Genomic DNA, 16345 nt, shown 5'->3' on the forward strand with positions numbered 1-16345 from the left:
GCACGGCACTGATGCAGGGTTGGTACTGCTGCAGGCACGGCACTGATGCAGGGTTGGTGCCGGTGTGTGGTCGGCGCTGATGAAGACCCGGCGCCGATGCTGTCGGGTGTTTTTGCGGGTGGCCGCCCGTTGTGGGCTCGGTGGTGGAAAAGCGCTGCGTACGGGCGTTTCTGCCTCCGTCTCGCCAAACTTGAATCAATCTATATTTCCCGATTCTCCGCTCTCGATGTGACGATTGTGACCGAGGAGGCTAACCTAACTAGTAGCAAAGGCGATATGCGCGCATCAAACGACTGGTTTAGTGAGGTTTGTCTAGTGAAGCTTCATGATTGCCCACGGCACGTCAAATTGCGGCTAGTGGATGTTGATCTTCCCGCCCAAAATATGCTGCGAATGCAGGAACTCGGTATAAGGCCCGGCACTGAGGCGGTCGTGACCCAACACGCCGGCTTCGGTGGATTGATTCTCAATGTTGCGGGCTCTCGAGTGGCAGTGGATCACCGTTCTGCCCGACTGATCGATGCGGAGGTAATCGGATGAGCTGCCCCAACTGCGGCCCGAGTGGAGCGCCGCAACCGGCTGTGACCACCTTGGATAAGAATCGTCAACCCACCATTGTGCTGGTCGGTAACCCCAATGTCGGTAAGTCAACCCTGTTCAATCACGTCACTGGAGCACGGCAAAAGGTTGTCAACTCGCCGGGAACCACGGTGCAGGTCATGTCCGGGCAGTGGCGAGCTCTTGGAGCGCGCGTGCTCGATCTCCCCGGAACCTACTCACTGATCGCCAACAGCCCCGACGAGCAGGTGGTCAGCGATACCGTCTCCGGGGCTTCCGGATCGATGACGGATCCGGATACCGGGCTCGGCCTTGACCTGATTCTGGCGGTGCTGGACGGGTCCTCCATGACACGCTCCTTGTACCTGCTCGCCCAGATCGCACAGACTGGGCAACCGGTTGCCGCCGTCGTGACCATGGCGGATGTGGCGGTACAAAACGATGAGCCTGTGAATGTGTCCGCGCTCGCGAAGGAAGTCGGCATCCCCGTCATGGCGATTGACCCGCGCAGTGGCAAAGACTACGCGGTGCTCAACGAGATGATGGCGACGGCGCTCTCGACTCGTCCGCGTGTCAGTGGCATAGCTCCCGATCCGGCGGCCCCCGGCTATTCGCAGATGGCCGCCACCGAGGCGCTGGCACGAGTTCGAGGTGCAACGGTGGACGGCAGGGATCTCCTGGCCGAGGCGGTTGCGTCCGCCGATAGTGAGTGCGCCTGCGAGATCGTCGACGGGCAATGTGTGAATGGAACGGACTGCGAATGCTGCAACTCGCACGCCCAGGACGCTGCCATGGCGGCGGCGCCGACAGTGAGGAGCGGCGTGGAACGCTCCTCGGAAGAGGAAATGGATCGCGCGGCGGTTCTCTTCTCCTGGGTGGATGGGGTCGAGACGAAGATCCGCGATCATCGGGCAGATCCGAAGTATCTGTCACGCTCGGATAAGATCGACAGATTCCTTCTCAATCCGGTACTCGGACTCCTCGTCTTCTTCGGCCTGCTGTGGGTACTCTTCCAACTCGCCGGAACATGGGTTGGTCCCGTCCAGGATTGGTTCGATGGACTGTTCTCTTCCGACGACGAAGGCGCGATTTCGCTCGCCAATGGATTTACCTGGCTTCTCGGCCTAGTCGGGCTGGAAGAATCATGGTTGCAAGCACTGCTCGTTGGAGGACTGGCAACGGGCATGGGTGTGGTTGCGAGCTTCTTCCCGCTCATGTTCGTTATCTACGTGGCACTGTCTATCTTGGAGGATTCGGGCTACATGGCCCGTGTCGCCTTCCTCGGAGACCGACTCATGCGCCGTATCGGCCTGGATGGTCGAGTGATTCTGCCGCTGATTATGGGCTTCGGTTGTAACCTGCCGTCGCTGGCGGCGGCGCGTACGCTGCCCTCCGCTCGCCAACGGCTCGTCACGGTTCTGATCACGCCGTACACCTCATGTGCTGCGCGTTTGACCATTTACCTCATGATTGCGCGCATCTTCTTCCAGGGCAGCACCGGCACGGTTGTGTGGGCGATGTATGTGCTCTCGGTCGTCCTGATCGTGTTGGGTGCATGGGTCCTGAAGCATTTCATTACCCGAAATGAGGAAGCCGCGCCGCTGATGCTTGTGTTGCCGGCCTACCAGCTGCCGCGGTTGCTGGTGATGTTGCGCAACACCTGGCTTCGCTCTTGGACCTTCGTGAAGGGTGCCGGCAAGATCATCGTTCTGATGAGCATGGTTGTATGGCTCATGGGCGCAATCCCGATGGGGAGCGGCGGAGCCGGTAAGTCATTCGCTGACCCCGAACTTGCCATGGAAGATTCCCTGTACGGCAAGACCGCCCAGATCTTGGAACCGGTATTTGCTCCCACCGGTTTTGGTGAGTGGCATATGACCGGCGCCCTGATGACGGGCTTTGTCGCCAAGGAAACGGTGGTTTCCTCCATCGTCACCTCCTACAACCTTGATCCGGAGGTCGACGGTGGCGATGCCGAAGACAACGGCGAAGATATGGGCGAACTACCGCAGTTGCTGGACGAGTCCCTGACCGCATCGGCGGGTGAGGGGTATCAGAAGCTGGGCGCTTTCGCCTTCCTGGTATTCGTGCTGGCATACACGCCGTGTATGGCGACAGTCGCGGAACAGGCCAAGTTGATAGGCGGCAAGAAGACTACGCTGGCTGTCATTGTGCAGTTGGCGGTTGCCTGGCTGCTAGCGGTGGCTGTCTTCCAGATTGGGCGTCTGTTCATATGACGCCGCGGCTCCTTCCGCTTTACGCTGTTCGACGCCCGAACGCGAGTGGCCGTGCGGCGTCGGACACTTCCCTTCGCTCGTCGACGTCGGAGGTTCCTGTTCGTTCCCGGCTGCCGGAGGCGCGGCCTTCCGGTGCGGCGGAGAATACGTCTAAGCGAGGCATGGTTGCGGTACGGGTGTTGGAGGAACTACGGGCCGGTGGCACCGTTCACGCAATCGCCGTGAAGGTAGGAGTTTCCGAGGTCTTCGTACGAACCATGCTCGACCATTACGACCGCATTGGAATCCTTGACGACGCGCAGTCCTTCTGTTCCTCCGGACTTGGCGCCTGCCATACCACCGCACTCTCAGATGAAGCGCGCGTCCACTGTGCGGGCTGCCCGCTGACCATCTAGGGCTCACGCGGGGCGGATGCAGTTTCGGGGCGGGCGCCTGCCTCGCGGTAGGTGTGGGCGACTCGTGCCGTGAACTGCAAGAAGATGCGCGAGCGAGTACAGTGTACTTACTCAGTAAGTTTGTTGATGGTGGGGTGCGGCGAGTACGTAGCTTAGACGTGGTCAGCGATCACAGCCGGAGCTGCGCTTCCCCTCGTCATCGCGGTGGTGGGGATTGTACGCGGAGCAACCCGAATCGGCGATGCGGGGCCTCGCTTGTGCTGGCGCTGCTCGTGACGACGCTGATGGTTGGCTTCACGGAAGAACTTGCCTTCCATGGTTTTGCACTGACCGAAGCGCGTAAGCAGTAGAGCGAAAAGTGGTCTCTCGTGTTCACCTGAGTGCTTTTCGGCCTTCGGCACCATCCCAAGCTGCTTCTCGGTGCCTCGGCGGTGAAGGTGATCGGACAGGTCCTCATCGCCGGTATCGTTGGAGGCGTGGCACTGTGCTGTGTGCGTCGGTGAACAGGCTCCCTGTGGGTGGTGATTGTGCTACACGGGCTGTGGAATTTTGCCTTGGTGTAGACGCAAGTCTGTTCATATCACCTAGTTCAGGCTACCTAATGTGGGTGGGACCTGTCGCCGACTCGAGACGGCCCCATCACCAGTGCTACTCCTGCGTCATGTGGGCTTACTCCTGCGTCATGCGGGCGTTGTTACTTCTGGGGTGCAGCATTCGCACGATGGGGCGGGTGGCTGTTTTGTTGCCTCCGTGATACACAATGGAGCCGTTTGTGGGCTAACTCTGCGGCTGGCGTATGCGTGGTCGCGCCCTAGAAGTGCCACCGTGGCATATCGGGGCGTTACGGCTCCATACGTTGCGGTGGGGGTTTCCCATGCTGCGGATACCGTTACTGGTGGCGACTGGCTTCCGTGCACAATATGGGCAGGAGGTGCCATGAGTCTAGGTACTGAGGAGCTTGCTGCCCGGCTACGTGAACGCATTCGTGGCGAGGTGGATGCCTCGGCACGGCGGCGCGCGGAATATGCCACCGACGCCTCCAACTATCGAATACCTCCGCAAGTGGTCGTCTTCCCACGCAACGACGACGACGTACGGTGGGTGCTCGCGGTGGCACGTGATGTCGGAGTCCCTGTCACCTCCCGCGGTGGTGGAACGTCGTGCGCCGGTAATGCGATTGGCTCCGGTATTGTCCTCGACTTTTCCCGGTATATGAACCGGGTGTTGGAAATCGATCCTGTGCAGCGCACGGCGCGCGTGCAACCGGGTGTCATCATGACCGACCTGCAGAAGGCTGCCGCGCCGTTTGGTCTGCGCTTCGGTCCTGACCCCTCCACGCAGAATCGCGCCACACTGGGCGGCATGATAGGCAATAACGCCTGCGGTCCACACGCGGTTGCATATGGGCGGACGGCCGATAATGTACTGCGTTTGCGGGGTTTTCTTGCCGATGGAAGCGAGTTGGACACTGCTCGGGGAACGGATGCCATCCCGGGCCTGAATGAACTGGTCGACGCTCATCTTGCCGAGATCCGCACCGATCTGGGGCGCTTCAAACGACAGGTCTCCGGATACTCGCTGGAGCATTTGCTGCCGGAGAATGGTCGTGATCTGGGCCGGTTCCTGGTGGGAAGCGAAGGCACACTCATGATCACCACGGAGGCGACGTTGCGCCTGGTGCCCGTGCCGACTAAGCCCGCGCTAGTTGTGCTGGGCTATCCGGATATGCCGACGGCGGCGGATGACGTGCCCGCCCTCCTCGCATTCGATCCGCTGGCTGTGGAGGGAATGGATGCACGCCTCGTTGATGTTGTGCGCCGTGCGAAGGGTGGCGTGCCGGACCTACCACCCGGCGGCGGCTGGTTGCTCATCGAGATCGGCGCGCGAGAAGGCGAGAGCGAAGCGGAGGTGCTGCGAAGGGCGGAAGGTCTAGCCGCAGCCGCACATACCGCCGCGGTGCGCATCTGCCTTGCTGGACCGGAGGCGACCGCGCTGTGGCGTATTCGAGCTGACGGTGCCGGACTGGGTGGCCGGACGCCCGCCGACGCGCCCGCATGGCCCGGCTGGGAGGACTCCGCCGTGCCACCAGAGCGACTGGGCGCTTATCTGCGGGAGCTGCGAGCCCTCCTTGATGAGATGAACCTCGACGGGCTGATGTACGGCCATTTTGGTGATGGTTGCGTCCATCTGCGCATTGACTTCCCGTTCGAAGGGGATCCTGGACGGCCCGTTTTCCGTAGCTTCATGGAACGTGCGGCGGACCTCGTCGTCGCCCACGGTGGTAGCCTGTCGGGTGAACATGGTGATGGCCGTGCACGTTCGGAAATGTTGCCGCGGATGTACTCACGTGACGTCATGCAACTGTTCTCTGGAGTCAAAGCGCTGTTCGATCCGGAAGGTCTTCTCAATCCGGGTGTTCTCGTTGATCCCGATCCGCTTGACGCGGCGTTGCGCAGACCGGCCGCCAAGTCCATCGGATACGCGGGCGGCTTCCATTTCGAGGAAGACGGCGGAGATTTCACACGTGCCGTCCACCGGTGCACCGGTGTGGGAAACTGCCGGGCTGACCGTTTCGAGCAGGGCTTCTTCATGTGCCCCTCTTATGCCGCGACCGGCAACGAGAAGGATGTAACTCGGGGCCGCGCCAGAGTTTTACAAGAACTCGCGAACGGGGGGTCGCTCGTTCCCGCCTGGGACAGTTCGGAGATTCTCGAGTCCTTGGATCTGTGCCTGGCGTGTAAGGCGTGCTCGCGGGATTGCCCTACGGGAATTGACGTGGCACGTTACCGCAGTGAGGTACTGTTCCGCGCCTACCGCGGGAAGCTTCGACCGCGTACTCACTACACTTTGGGCAGACTACCGTGGCTCACCGCGCTTGTGACCCGAGTCCCCCTCGTGGCACGCATCGCCAATTCGGTGATGGGAATTGCTCCGCTGCGCAGGCTTGGTTTCCGTGCGGTGGGGGTGGATCCGCGCCGAGGCATGCCCGGCTTCGCAACGCGCAGATTCTCCCGCAGCGTCGAGGCGCGGAATCTCGAACGGCGGGAACGGCAGGCCGACTCTCCACCGGAGGGAAGGCTTTCCGGACAACGTTACGTGGTGCTGTGGGCCGATTCGTTCTCGGAGACTCTCGATACGCGCGGAGCTCGGGCGGCGGTAACGTTGCTGCAACGAGCCGGATATACGGTACTATTGCCCGATGCTTCGGCATGTTGCGGGCTGACTTGGATCACGACTGGGCAGCTAGACACGGCAAAGAAGAAGCTGACTCAGCTACTGGAGATCTTGGCACCATTCGCCGCAAGCGGTATTCCGATTGTAGGGGTCGAGCCGTCTTGTACGGCGGTTCTGCGTTCGGATGCTGTTGACCTCCTGCCCGGTGATGCGCGTAGCGTGCTCGTAGCGGGGATGACGTACACGCTGGCGGAACTGTTCACTGCCCCCACCCCGATTGGCCCGGAAAGCCTCGAGCTTCCCGACCTCACCGGCCTGGAGATAATCGCCCAACCGCATTGTCACCACTACTCGGTGATGGGATGGAAAGCCGACGAAGAGCTGCTGCGTCGAACAGGAGCGCAGATCAGAACCGTTAGCGGCTGCTGCGGCCTTGCCGGAAACTTTGGAATGGAGAAAGGGCACTACGAAGTCTCGGTGGCGATTGCGGAGCAGCATCTTCTGCCGACACTGCGGGCGGCATCCTCTCATTCGGTTTTCTTAGCCGACGGCTTTTCCTGCCGGACGCAGGCGCAGCAGCTGGCCGGTGCGCAGGGTGTTCACCTGGCTGAGCTGCTCTGTTACGGTCGAGGTGTTGGACGTCGAACATCGGCATGAAGAGGCCCCCTGTCAGCAGGGGTGCAGACGGGTCGGTGGGAAGCTGTGTTGACTCGGTAACCGGGTCACATACTGCGTATGTACATGTTGTCGGCGCTTGCCAGGGGAACATGGTGGTAGCCGAGTAGCTAATCCGTAGGTGAAGAGGATATACTCGATCAACCAATTGGGTCGTGACTGTACGGACTGCGGGTAGCACATTCACGCAATTCTCTTAGATGGGTGTTACTCGACTTTGCGAATGCGGAGGAACTGAACGGATTCCTGTGCCTGCGCACGCAAGGACGGAAGGTCAAAATCTGATAACGCTCCGCCTGGCGTGGCGTGTTTCCAGCCGTGAGTCGGTTAGGCTTGGTTGGTGCCGAGATCATATTCGGCGGGTGGACGTGCAGAAGGGATTTATCTCATGGCGGTTTTCGCCTTGGAGAATGGGCGGTTGGTTCCTGCCCATCCCGTTGACGCGAGTGGCTCTGCCGTGGTGAAAGAGGCTCTGGCGGCAATCCGTGAGCGAGCCCTTGACCTTATCGAAGCTCCACTGTTTCCCGTGGCCTGGACGAGCGAGCCCGATGTCGGCTCCATCCGGGAGTCCCTCATCGCGCTGGATCCCACCGGTCAGATTGTCACCGTCGAGGTGTTGGAACGGCTGAGCGCCGATGAACTAATGGGGGCGTTGGTACGTGCAGGTCGTCATGCGGATCTGAGTTCGTCTCGACTTGCCTCCTTGTACGCGCCGGGGGCGAAGAAGTTCCCCCGTGATTGGAAGAGCTTCATCGATTCGTGCCCGCCTCACCCTGCTTCCGGTCCACGCTTATTCCTCATCGTTCTCGGGGTCGCCGAAGGTGTACGGCCGGCAATCGATGCGCTGGCAAGCGGGGATGTTGAAGTCCATATTGCTTCTTTGCATCACGCTGGGGCACGTGTGCTTGTGTCGCTCGATAAGGTTCGCCCGCAAATCACCTCGCTGAGCACGGTACTCGGTGCTGCAGCCGGCTCGGGTGGATCACTGATATCGCGGCAGTCCGCCGCGTCTGCCGCTTCGGCAGTTTCTGCACTGTCCGCGCTCTCTGCGGCGTCTACCGCGTCCGCGCCGTCGGCCACATCCGCCGGATCGGTTGCCTCGCCGACATCAGCGGCGACGCCGAGCTCGGCGGCTTCCCCCGCAGCTGCGGCATCACGGGATGAACAGCCCGGGGCTGCTGAGGTTGCCGCACGACGGCGACGAGCCGAACTTCGCGCAAATTCGCATGCTTCCGCTGCACGCGAAGAGCGGCGGGGCGTCGACACGTCGTCGGAGCTTGATACGGCTGGGAATGGCGACCAAGTCGTTCAGGCAGGCGCCATGCCCATGCCCACATCACCTGTGTGGGCGGGGGGTAGCGGAGCACCGTCGCAAGGTGCGGCTGCCTCGGCAGTAACCGCTGCGTCAGCTAATTCCGCCGTCGGTGGCGAGACGTTCGAATTGGCGGAGCAAACGCCGCGGCGTCGACGTCGGCATTCGCACCGGCTACGTAACCTTATCCGTGGAAACGGTGACGATGAGTCAACGACTGTTCTGTCCCCAGCGGCGTCGGGTAGCGAAGCGGCGGAAGTGGGCCAGTCCCCGTCTTCAACCGTCCAAATGTCGAATGCGACGTCGAATCGTGTGGGCAGGAAGGCCGGTGCTCACGCCGCTGATCGTATAGCCGTGCCTCTCGCGCGACAGGAGTCGGCAGACGTCGCGGTGATCGCTGGCGCAGTGCAGGCCGTCCCGACGCCTCAATCGGCCCAGCTCCGGCAGGAAGCGACGCGTGTGAAGGACGATTCACCGGCCACTCCCATAGATGCTTCCACCGTCGCGTTACCGCCGACTCATGACGACTCATCGGTTGCCGCGACTCTGCAGTATCCAAGCGGCCCCGGTGCCGTGCCAACACGCTTTGGAAGCCAGGAGGAACGGCCCTGGGGCAGTGAGTCGGCACGCCGAGAGCTGCACGCACCGGCTTCGGTAGCTCCGGCGACCTCGGTGGAGATTCCGCTCGTCGCACCGCCGCCGAGCCGGAAGCGACCTGAACCGATGCAAGAGAACGCCAAGCCCGATGCGCTCGTACAGGAAACTGCGGGTGCCTCGCCCGCTGGACCGCCACCGGTCACACCATCGCCTATACAGTCTCGACGGCGTTCAATTCCGATGACGGTCTACGAGCAGTCTTTGCGTGACCAGGCGGAGTCTCGACGCCGCGCCGAGCAGCGTCTGTGGGAGAACTCGGCGCCGAAGCACGAGACCTCGTGGAAGCCGAGCAGTATTTCCGAGTCCTCCGCCGCAGAGGTGTCTTCGAATGCCGTGGAGCGTGCCGCAGAGGAGGATGCTTTTTCTCCGGCGGGGCGGTTGCTGGCCGTGGCACGACGCAATCATGCACCGTTTGCCGTAACGTGGACAGATCAGCGGCGAGGCGTAACGGTGAATGCACGCGTCACTCCGTGGGGGACCATCGTTCTCGCCGGTGGCGAGACGTATACCGATCCGACGCTTGCGGCTCGCGCCGTCTCAGGCGACGTGAACATTAACGGGTGGCGCGTCTGGAAGATTCCCGATGGGCGGAGTCTGGGGGAGATTTAAGCGAACCCGCCCGGCGCGCCTCAGATCGGTGTCTCTGCCGACAGTGCGTACTTCGGATCAAGTAGCGTGAGGAAATCCGTCAGAATCTCAGCAACCTGGTCATTCTCGATGAGGAATCCGTCGTGCCCGTGCCGCGAATGTACCGTAACGACCCCGTTGGAGCCGGGGAGCTTGTCCGCAAGTGTTTGCATGTAATCCGGATAGAACAGCCGGTCAGAGTCCACATCCACCACCAAAGCGGGCATTGTCAGGCGTGCGAGCATGGCATCCGTTCCCCCGCGCCCGCGGCCAATGTCATGGGTGATAAACGCCTGCGTAATCGTCAGGTACGAGTTGGCATCAAAACGCATTGCCAGCTTGTAGGCGTGATAGTCGAAATAGCTGGCAACCGCGTAACGTCCGCCATGCAACGGGTCTTCGCTGCCTTGCGGCAAACGCCCGAACCGGGTGTCTAGTTCCGGCGCGCAGCGGTATGTCAGGTGTGCAATCTCGCGGGCGAGGCCGAGCCCTCGGTGCGGCCCCTGCCCGTCGTCGGCATCGTAGTAGTTCCCTCCGCGCCACTTGGGGTCCTGCATAATCGCCTGTTTCTGAAAGTGTGCGTAGGCGATCTGCTCCGCCGTCGTCGCCGGTCCTGACACCAGAACCGCAATGGCTCCGGTGCGCTCTGGATACGACGCCGCCCACTCCATCACGCGGTTTCCTCCGAACGATGCCCCCGCTATCAGTGCCCATCGCCGCACGCCCAGCCGGTCCGCCAGTTTTGCCTCGGCGGCGCACATATCGCGGATGGTGACTTCGGGAAATCGGGGCCCCCAGGGTCGCCCGTCCGGTGCCGAAGAGGCAGGCCCGGTTGTGCCCTGGCAGCCCCCGAGGACATTGGGACAGACGACGAAGTAATGGTTCGTGTCCAGTGCCTTTCCGGGGCCGACGATCTCATTCCACCAGCCGCTATCGCCGGAGACGGACGTGGCATGTGAATCGCCAGTGAGGGCGTGGCAGAGCAGAACGGCATTGGAAGCGTCCGCGTTCAGTTTCCCCCAGGTTTCGTACGCCATGTACACCGTGGGTAGGCGACCGCCCAGCTCCAACTCCAGTGGTCCCAGGTTCTCGAACTGCCGTTCCTCAGGATCGTCTCCTTCGCGCCATGCCCCCGACGCGGGGATGGCGGTGCGATGAGCGGGGCGGTAACCCGTGTCGAAATCCCCGATGGGCTCCGCGTCGGTCACCGGCTCAAGCGGTGCATGACCAACGAGGAAACGAGGACCTTTGATATCTGCCATGGTGCTTAAACCAACGTTGCGGCTTCCAGGCCGCGGGTCAGGTCGGCGAGGATGTCTCTAATGTCTTCCAGGCCAATGGACAGTCGAACGGTACCGCCACTGATTCCCGCGGCGGCCAGCTCGTCGTCGTTCATCTGGGAATGTGTGGTGGAGGCGGGGTGAATCACCAGTGAGCGGACGTCGCCAATATTGGCGACATTCGAAAATAGCAAGAGAGCGTCGACGAAGGCTTCACCGGCGGCTCGACCACCCTTGAGATCAAAGGTGAAAACCGATCCAGCACCCTTTGGCGCGTACTTCTGGGCTTTCTCGTAGTACGGAGAGGAGACTAACCCCGAATATTGAACGAAAGCCACTTCTTCGCGTTGTGCGAGGAATTCGGCCACCGCAGCGGTATTGCTGAGGTGACGTTCCATGCGCAGCGATAGGGTCTCCAATCCCTGCGCGATCAGGAAAGCGTTGAAAGGTGAGATGACGGCACCGGTATCGCGCAGCAGGGTCGCACGAATACGCGAGACGAATCCGCCTGGTCCTAGATCCCCGAAGACGATCCCGTTGTACGAGTCGTCCGGATCACTGAGCGCGGGGAACTTGCCGTTCCTCCAATCGAAATCACCGCGCTCAATAATGGCCCCGCCCATCGCGGTGCCATGGCCGCCGAGGAACTTGGTGGCGGAATGCACGACGATGTCGGCCCCGTGCTCGAAGGGGCGGACGTTGTACGGCGTGCCGATAGTGTTGTCAACAACGAGCGGTACGGACCAGGCATGCGCTATGTCAGCCAGAGCCTCGATATCGAGGATGTCGCATTTGGGGTTGGGAATCGACTCTCCGTACAGGAGGCGGGTCTTTTCGTTGACGAGTGCGCGCCAGCTTTCGGGATCATCCGGATCCTCGACGAAGCGCGTGGTGATGCCGAGACCTCCCAGTGTGGTTTTCAACAGGTTGTAGGTACCCCCGTAGAGGGAGGGAGAAGCGACGATTTCGTCCCCGGGGCGGGCGAGGTTGAGGATGGTGTAGAACTCCGCCGCCTCTCCGGAGGCGACGAGTAGAGCGGCGGCGCCTCCTTCCAGTGCTGCGAGACGGGTTTCGACGACGCTCTGGGTCGGATTCGCCAGGCGGGTATAAATCGGACCGGGATCGGTCAGAGCGAAACGATTTGCTGCAGCTTGGGCATCAGGGAACACGAACGACGTCGTTTGGTAGATGGGGAGGGCGCGGGAGCCGTAGTCAGAATCAGGCGTCTGCCCGGCATGGATTTGTAGGGTATCGAAGGACCACTCTTGCTCGGTCATGGATATGCTCTCCAAACTGTGGGGAGCGGGCGGCGGACGCGCCGACGTTCATGCTGTGGTCACACGTTGCGTCCCGACCAGCCCGCCTTTCGGTTGTGTGGACAGGGGCTGGTGCGTGCCTCGTGGCACGCTAGTTGGACATTCGCATGAACATGTTTTGAGCATAAGGGGTACGCGCGGGGTCCCCAAATCGGGGTGTGCTGTGCCCGAGATATGAGACCGGGAGGTTCTCTCCGAGGCCGAGGTGACGGTGCTTCGTCTTAAGCTGTACAAAAGTGACCTTGACCACAAATCCGCTCGTGGGAGGGGTGATAAAGGTGTGAATCTTGTGAAATTTGCTCCCGCGTGTTTCATTTTTGACACTTTTGTTATAGGTTCGTAACTGTGACCTTGCGAGGCGCGTCAAGTCTGACACGCCGATCTTGTGGAACTGATGCAAATCCGATGCGCATATCGGGCGTTGCAGAGGTACGGTCCGCAGGGAATCGGCGGGGCGGGCAGGCGCGCGGCGTGCGTCGTGTGATGTGCCGGGAGCCGGTGCATCCGTGGCGCAGGACCGCAGCGGTGTAATGCTGTGCCTTGCTGATGAACAGACCTGTTGGAGGCACGGTGAAGAACCACAAGATCGGGCGCCTGGTGTCGGCTTTCGCGGCGTGCGCATTGGCAAGCAGCGCGCTGGTCCTTCCCGCTGGCGCTGACGACGTGACCGACGACGATATTGCGGCGGCGCAGGCGGCTGAAACATCGACGTCGCAGTCGATCACTGGCATTGAGGGGCGACTTGCGGAGCTGAATGCACAGCGCAACGAGCTGAACATGGCGGCAGCCGAGGCCGAGGCGGCGAATATTGAGGCGCAGCAGGATCTGTCAGACGCGATTACAGAGGCCGTGGACGCTCAAGAAGCCGCGAACGCGGCGCAAGAAGAAGTTGAGGCCGCGCGGTCGGAGTTGGGGCAGATCTCGCAGGCCATGTATCGCGACAGCGCAGCGACCGTGCCTGGTGGGAGCTTCGTTCTTGGAGCCGACTCTTTGAATGAAGCAGCTGAGCAATCGCGTGCCTATGAATTGGTTGGCAATAATACCAACCAGAAGTTCCAACGTTTTGAAGCTCTGCAGACGGTTGCCGAGTCTCTACAGGAGCAGGCGGAGGCGAAGGCGGCCGCAGAGGAAAAAGTTGCAGCGGCTGCGGCCCAGAAGGCTGATGAAGCCGCGCAAGCGGCGGAGGCGGCCGAGCAGGAAATTGCCGCCATCGAATCGGAGCGCGATGACCTCATCAATCAGCTGGCCGAGCAGAAGGGTACTACCGCTGAACTCGAACGCCAGCAGCAGGAGCAGAAGGAGGCCGCGGCCCGTGAGCAGGCTGAGGCAGAGCAGCAGGCGGTAATTGCTGCTGCTCAGGAGGAAGCCGAGCAGCGCGCCAAACAGTCCGCCGCTGCGCAGCCTGCGGCGTCGTCGAATGGCGGCGCTACGACCCAGGCGGCAGCCCCGGCAGCTCCGCAGCCAACCACTCAGCCAGCACCTGCTGCCACCCAGCCCGCAGCAGCACCGGCACCGGCTGTGACGACGCCGACGGCGCAACAGCCCGCGACGAATAGCAATACGGCGTCGAACGGCAACGCGAGTTCATCGAAGTTGGGTAGTTCAGGCTCGGCGTCCACGGCTCCGGCTGCCAGCACATCCGGTGGTTCGCTGCGTTCACAGATCGTTGCCTACGCGCGCCAGTATGTTGGTGTTCCCTACGTGTGGGCCGGTACGACGCCCGCAGGCTGGGACTGTGTTGGTTTCGTCCACTACGTCTTCGGTCATTTCGGATACAACACACCACGGCGCACCGGCAGTAGTGTCGGCCAGTATTGGGGTGGATACACCATCGTTCCGGCCTCGCAAGCCCAGCCCGGTGACATTATGTTTTGGCCCGGCCATGTGGGTATCTACACCGGGAATGGTATGCATATCGCGGCGTGGAACCCGTCGATGGGAACGCAGGAACGTGCCGTTTGGGGCAATCCGGTGTACTTGCGAGTGGTTGGCTGACTCCGTCCGGGGTTAGCACTGCTCGCTCCGGCTGAGCTTGGTCGGCTCTCCGGCAAGGCGGGTCTGAAGGTTGGCGACGCGTCCAACGACTTCCACCAGTTGTAGCTCCCGCCCGAGCTTGGCGCACTCTCCGGACAGGGGAGCACCTGCCAAGCTGCGTAACGCGGCCGTGATGGTGCTGGCAAGGACGATGGACTGCCGATATCCGCAGCGCGATGGCCGCGGATATCGGCCTTCCTCTGGTTTAGTTATCGGATGGCTAAGCTATCGGATCGCTTAGTTATCGGGTTCGGGGATGGGGACCGAGACCCAGTCGCCGCTTGAAGTGGACTCTCGCATCTGGAACTCGGTCAGTTCAAAGTTCGATTCGACTTCGAAAAAAGCCCTGTCCCGCGTGGTAGGCGGTCCTCGTTTCTTTTGGTGCCAGTTTGGCTGCCGGGTTTCGTCGGCCGGGTTATGGGGTGCTGGTTGGTGTGGTGTTGGTGGGTTGTGGGAAGGGGACTTCGGTCCAGGGGGTCTTGTTTTGTGGGTCGCGGCGGTCTTGCATTTCGATGGTGGTGAGTTCGAAGTCGCCTTCGACTTCGTAGAACAGCCAGCCTTCCCCAGACTCGCCGGGGTAGAGTGATGGGACTTTCACGAGGTAGTCGTCTCCGCGGTAACTGACTCCAACATCGAGATAGCGCGGTTCGTGTCGTTTATGTCCGTTGGTGTAGCCGTCGAGTCGTCTTCCGAGCTCGGTGAAGGGGTCGGCTTGTTCGTTGCCGGTGTTGGTGACGCGGAGTTTGATGCCGAGGAACCGGTGGCCCTCGATAACGATGTTGACGGGTGGGTCGTAGGTGGTCAGGTACTCGGTGACGTCAGGCTTGTATTCTAAGACTTCGACGCTCCAGTCTCCGATCTGCGTCACCCCAGACGTCGGCGACGTCGTGCTGGGTTCCGGCGTAGTTGTGATAGGCGTAGGTACTGGGCTGGTCGTACTCGTGCTATTGGTTGTTGGTGTGGGTGTGGTGTGGTGTCTGCCAGCGATCATGACCCCGGCGACTACCACCGCGATCACGATGAGGACGCCAACGAGTGCCCAGGCCCGGCCGGGAAGACCCCGCCGACCAGCGGTAGTGGCGGTGTTCGTACCGTGGGCTGGGGCGGGTGTGTTGCTGGTCGTGGCTGGTGTTCGCGTTTCGTGCGACTGGTGACCGGGGTTCGGGGGTTGTGGTCCGGTCGGTGGTGTGGTCATGTGGGGGTTCTCCTGTCTGGTTTGCTGGTCGTCGTAATTGATTGTTGCAGGTTTGTCTGCATTATGCAGGTCTGGAGTGAAGCGTCCTGGGTTTTGTTCCTACCTGTTTTTGAGAGGATAGGAATATGCCGAAGAAGTATTCGCCGGAGTTTCGGGAGCGGGCGGTCAAGTTGTTGTCTGACCGACTGTCGGAGGATTCCTCGTGTTCCACGTGGCAGGCAGCCAGCCAGAATCGCGGTGAGGTTGGGTATCAGCACGGAGTCACTGCGGCGTTGGTGGGAAGATCGATACAGGTGCACGGCCTGGTCCCACGGGTGAGGAACACGAGGAGATCAAGCGGCTCAAGCGTGAGAATGCTGAGTTGCGACGGGCCAACGAGATTTTGAAGACCGCCTCGGCTTTTTTCGCAGCGGAGCTCGACCGACCGGGACGATGATGATCTCTTATATCGATACGTATAAGGATCGTTTCGGGGCCCGTGCCTATCTGCCGGACACTGAATAATTACCTTGAGGGCGGCTTCATCACCGCCCGGGGCTACCGTGCCGCCAAGGCCCGTCCGCCCAGTGCGAGGAGACGACGAGATCAGCTTCTGGTCGACGAGCTTGGGGCGGATTCACAGTGAGAACTACAGCGCCTACGGGGGCTGTTGAGGGTTTGGTTGGCAGTTTTCCTTCTGATTGTTAGGCCGCGTGGGACGCGGCTGGTTCCAGTGTTGTTTCACTTGCCCAGCGCTCGTTGACGTCTTTTCCTGTGATATGTCCGTTTGATCCAGTGGGTGATCGCGGCCGAGAGCTCGCGGCGGCTGGCCCAGGACCTGCGGTCGAGAACATTCTTTTGCACGAGGGCGAAGAACGATTCCATCGCAACGTTATCCCCACACGC

9 protein-coding genes and 1 pseudogene are annotated in these 16345 nt (G+C 61.4%); 6 read left to right on the forward strand and 4 right to left on the reverse strand.

The genetic code is table 11. The features are described 5' to 3' along the window. The first annotated feature begins 315 nt into the window (after positions 1-315). The 5 genes from EKN07_RS09660 (at position 316) to EKN07_RS09680 (ending at position 9617) form a co-directional block, all read left to right on the forward strand. Entirely contained in the window at positions 316-540 is a 225-nt protein-coding gene (locus EKN07_RS09660) for a FeoA family protein (RefSeq protein ID WP_240611256.1), read from the forward strand. A gap of 41 nt (positions 541-581) precedes the next feature. After that, on the forward strand, positions 582-2795 hold the full coding sequence (gene feoB / locus EKN07_RS09665; RefSeq protein ID WP_240611255.1) for a ferrous iron transport protein B: 2214 nt from the start codon (positions 582-584) through the stop codon (positions 2793-2795). Beyond that, positions 2792-3190, forward strand: a complete 399-nt coding sequence (locus EKN07_RS09670; RefSeq protein WP_126146275.1) for a hypothetical protein — start codon at positions 2792-2794, stop codon at positions 3188-3190. Before feoB ends, EKN07_RS09670 begins: the two co-directional genes overlap by 4 nt. A 936-nt stretch (positions 3191-4126) precedes the next feature. Further along, positions 4127-7021 carry an FAD-binding and (Fe-S)-binding domain-containing protein gene (locus EKN07_RS09675; RefSeq protein WP_126146276.1) on the forward strand — a complete coding sequence of 965 codons (2895 nt, stop codon included), beginning with the start codon at positions 4127-4129 and terminating at the stop codon, positions 7019-7021. 358 nt (positions 7022-7379) lie between these two features. Further along, the gene (locus EKN07_RS09680; RefSeq protein WP_125482503.1) at positions 7380-9617 is read left to right on the forward strand and encodes a hypothetical protein; all 2238 of its coding nucleotides are present in this window, start codon (positions 7380-7382) and stop codon (positions 9615-9617) included. Positions 9618-9637: 20 nt separating this feature from the next. Here EKN07_RS09680 and EKN07_RS09685 read toward each other — a convergent pair whose 3' ends face one another. Together EKN07_RS09685 and EKN07_RS09690 are read right to left on the reverse strand one after the other, a co-directional pair. After that, positions 9638-10897 carry a homoserine O-acetyltransferase gene (locus tag EKN07_RS09685; RefSeq protein WP_126146277.1) on the reverse strand — a complete coding sequence of 420 codons (1260 nt, stop codon included), beginning with the start codon at positions 10895-10897 and terminating at the stop codon, positions 9638-9640. A 5-nt stretch (positions 10898-10902) separates the two neighbouring features. Next, entirely contained in the window at positions 10903-12192 is a 1290-nt protein-coding gene (locus EKN07_RS09690; RefSeq protein WP_126146278.1) for a PLP-dependent transferase, read from the reverse strand. A gap of 609 nt (positions 12193-12801) precedes the next feature. Here EKN07_RS09690 and EKN07_RS09695 point away from each other — a divergent pair. Then, positions 12802-14226: a C40 family peptidase gene (locus EKN07_RS09695; protein ID WP_240611254.1), complete on the forward strand. Its 1425-nt coding sequence runs from the start codon at positions 12802-12804 to the stop codon at positions 14224-14226. 454 nt (positions 14227-14680) lie between these two features. Here EKN07_RS09695 and EKN07_RS09700 read toward each other — a convergent pair whose 3' ends face one another. Further along, complete coding sequence (locus EKN07_RS09700; RefSeq protein WP_126146279.1) at positions 14681-15460, reverse strand: hypothetical protein; 780 nt, start codon at positions 15458-15460, stop codon at positions 14681-14683. 720 nt (positions 15461-16180) lie between these two features. Then, positions 16181-16345, reverse strand: a pseudogene (locus EKN07_RS09705) (IS3 family transposase); the annotation flags it as partial.

Origin of the sequence: Actinobaculum sp. 352 (assembly GCF_003957265.1) — a bacterium.
Lineage (GTDB): Bacteria > Actinomycetota > Actinomycetes > Actinomycetales > Actinomycetaceae > Asp313.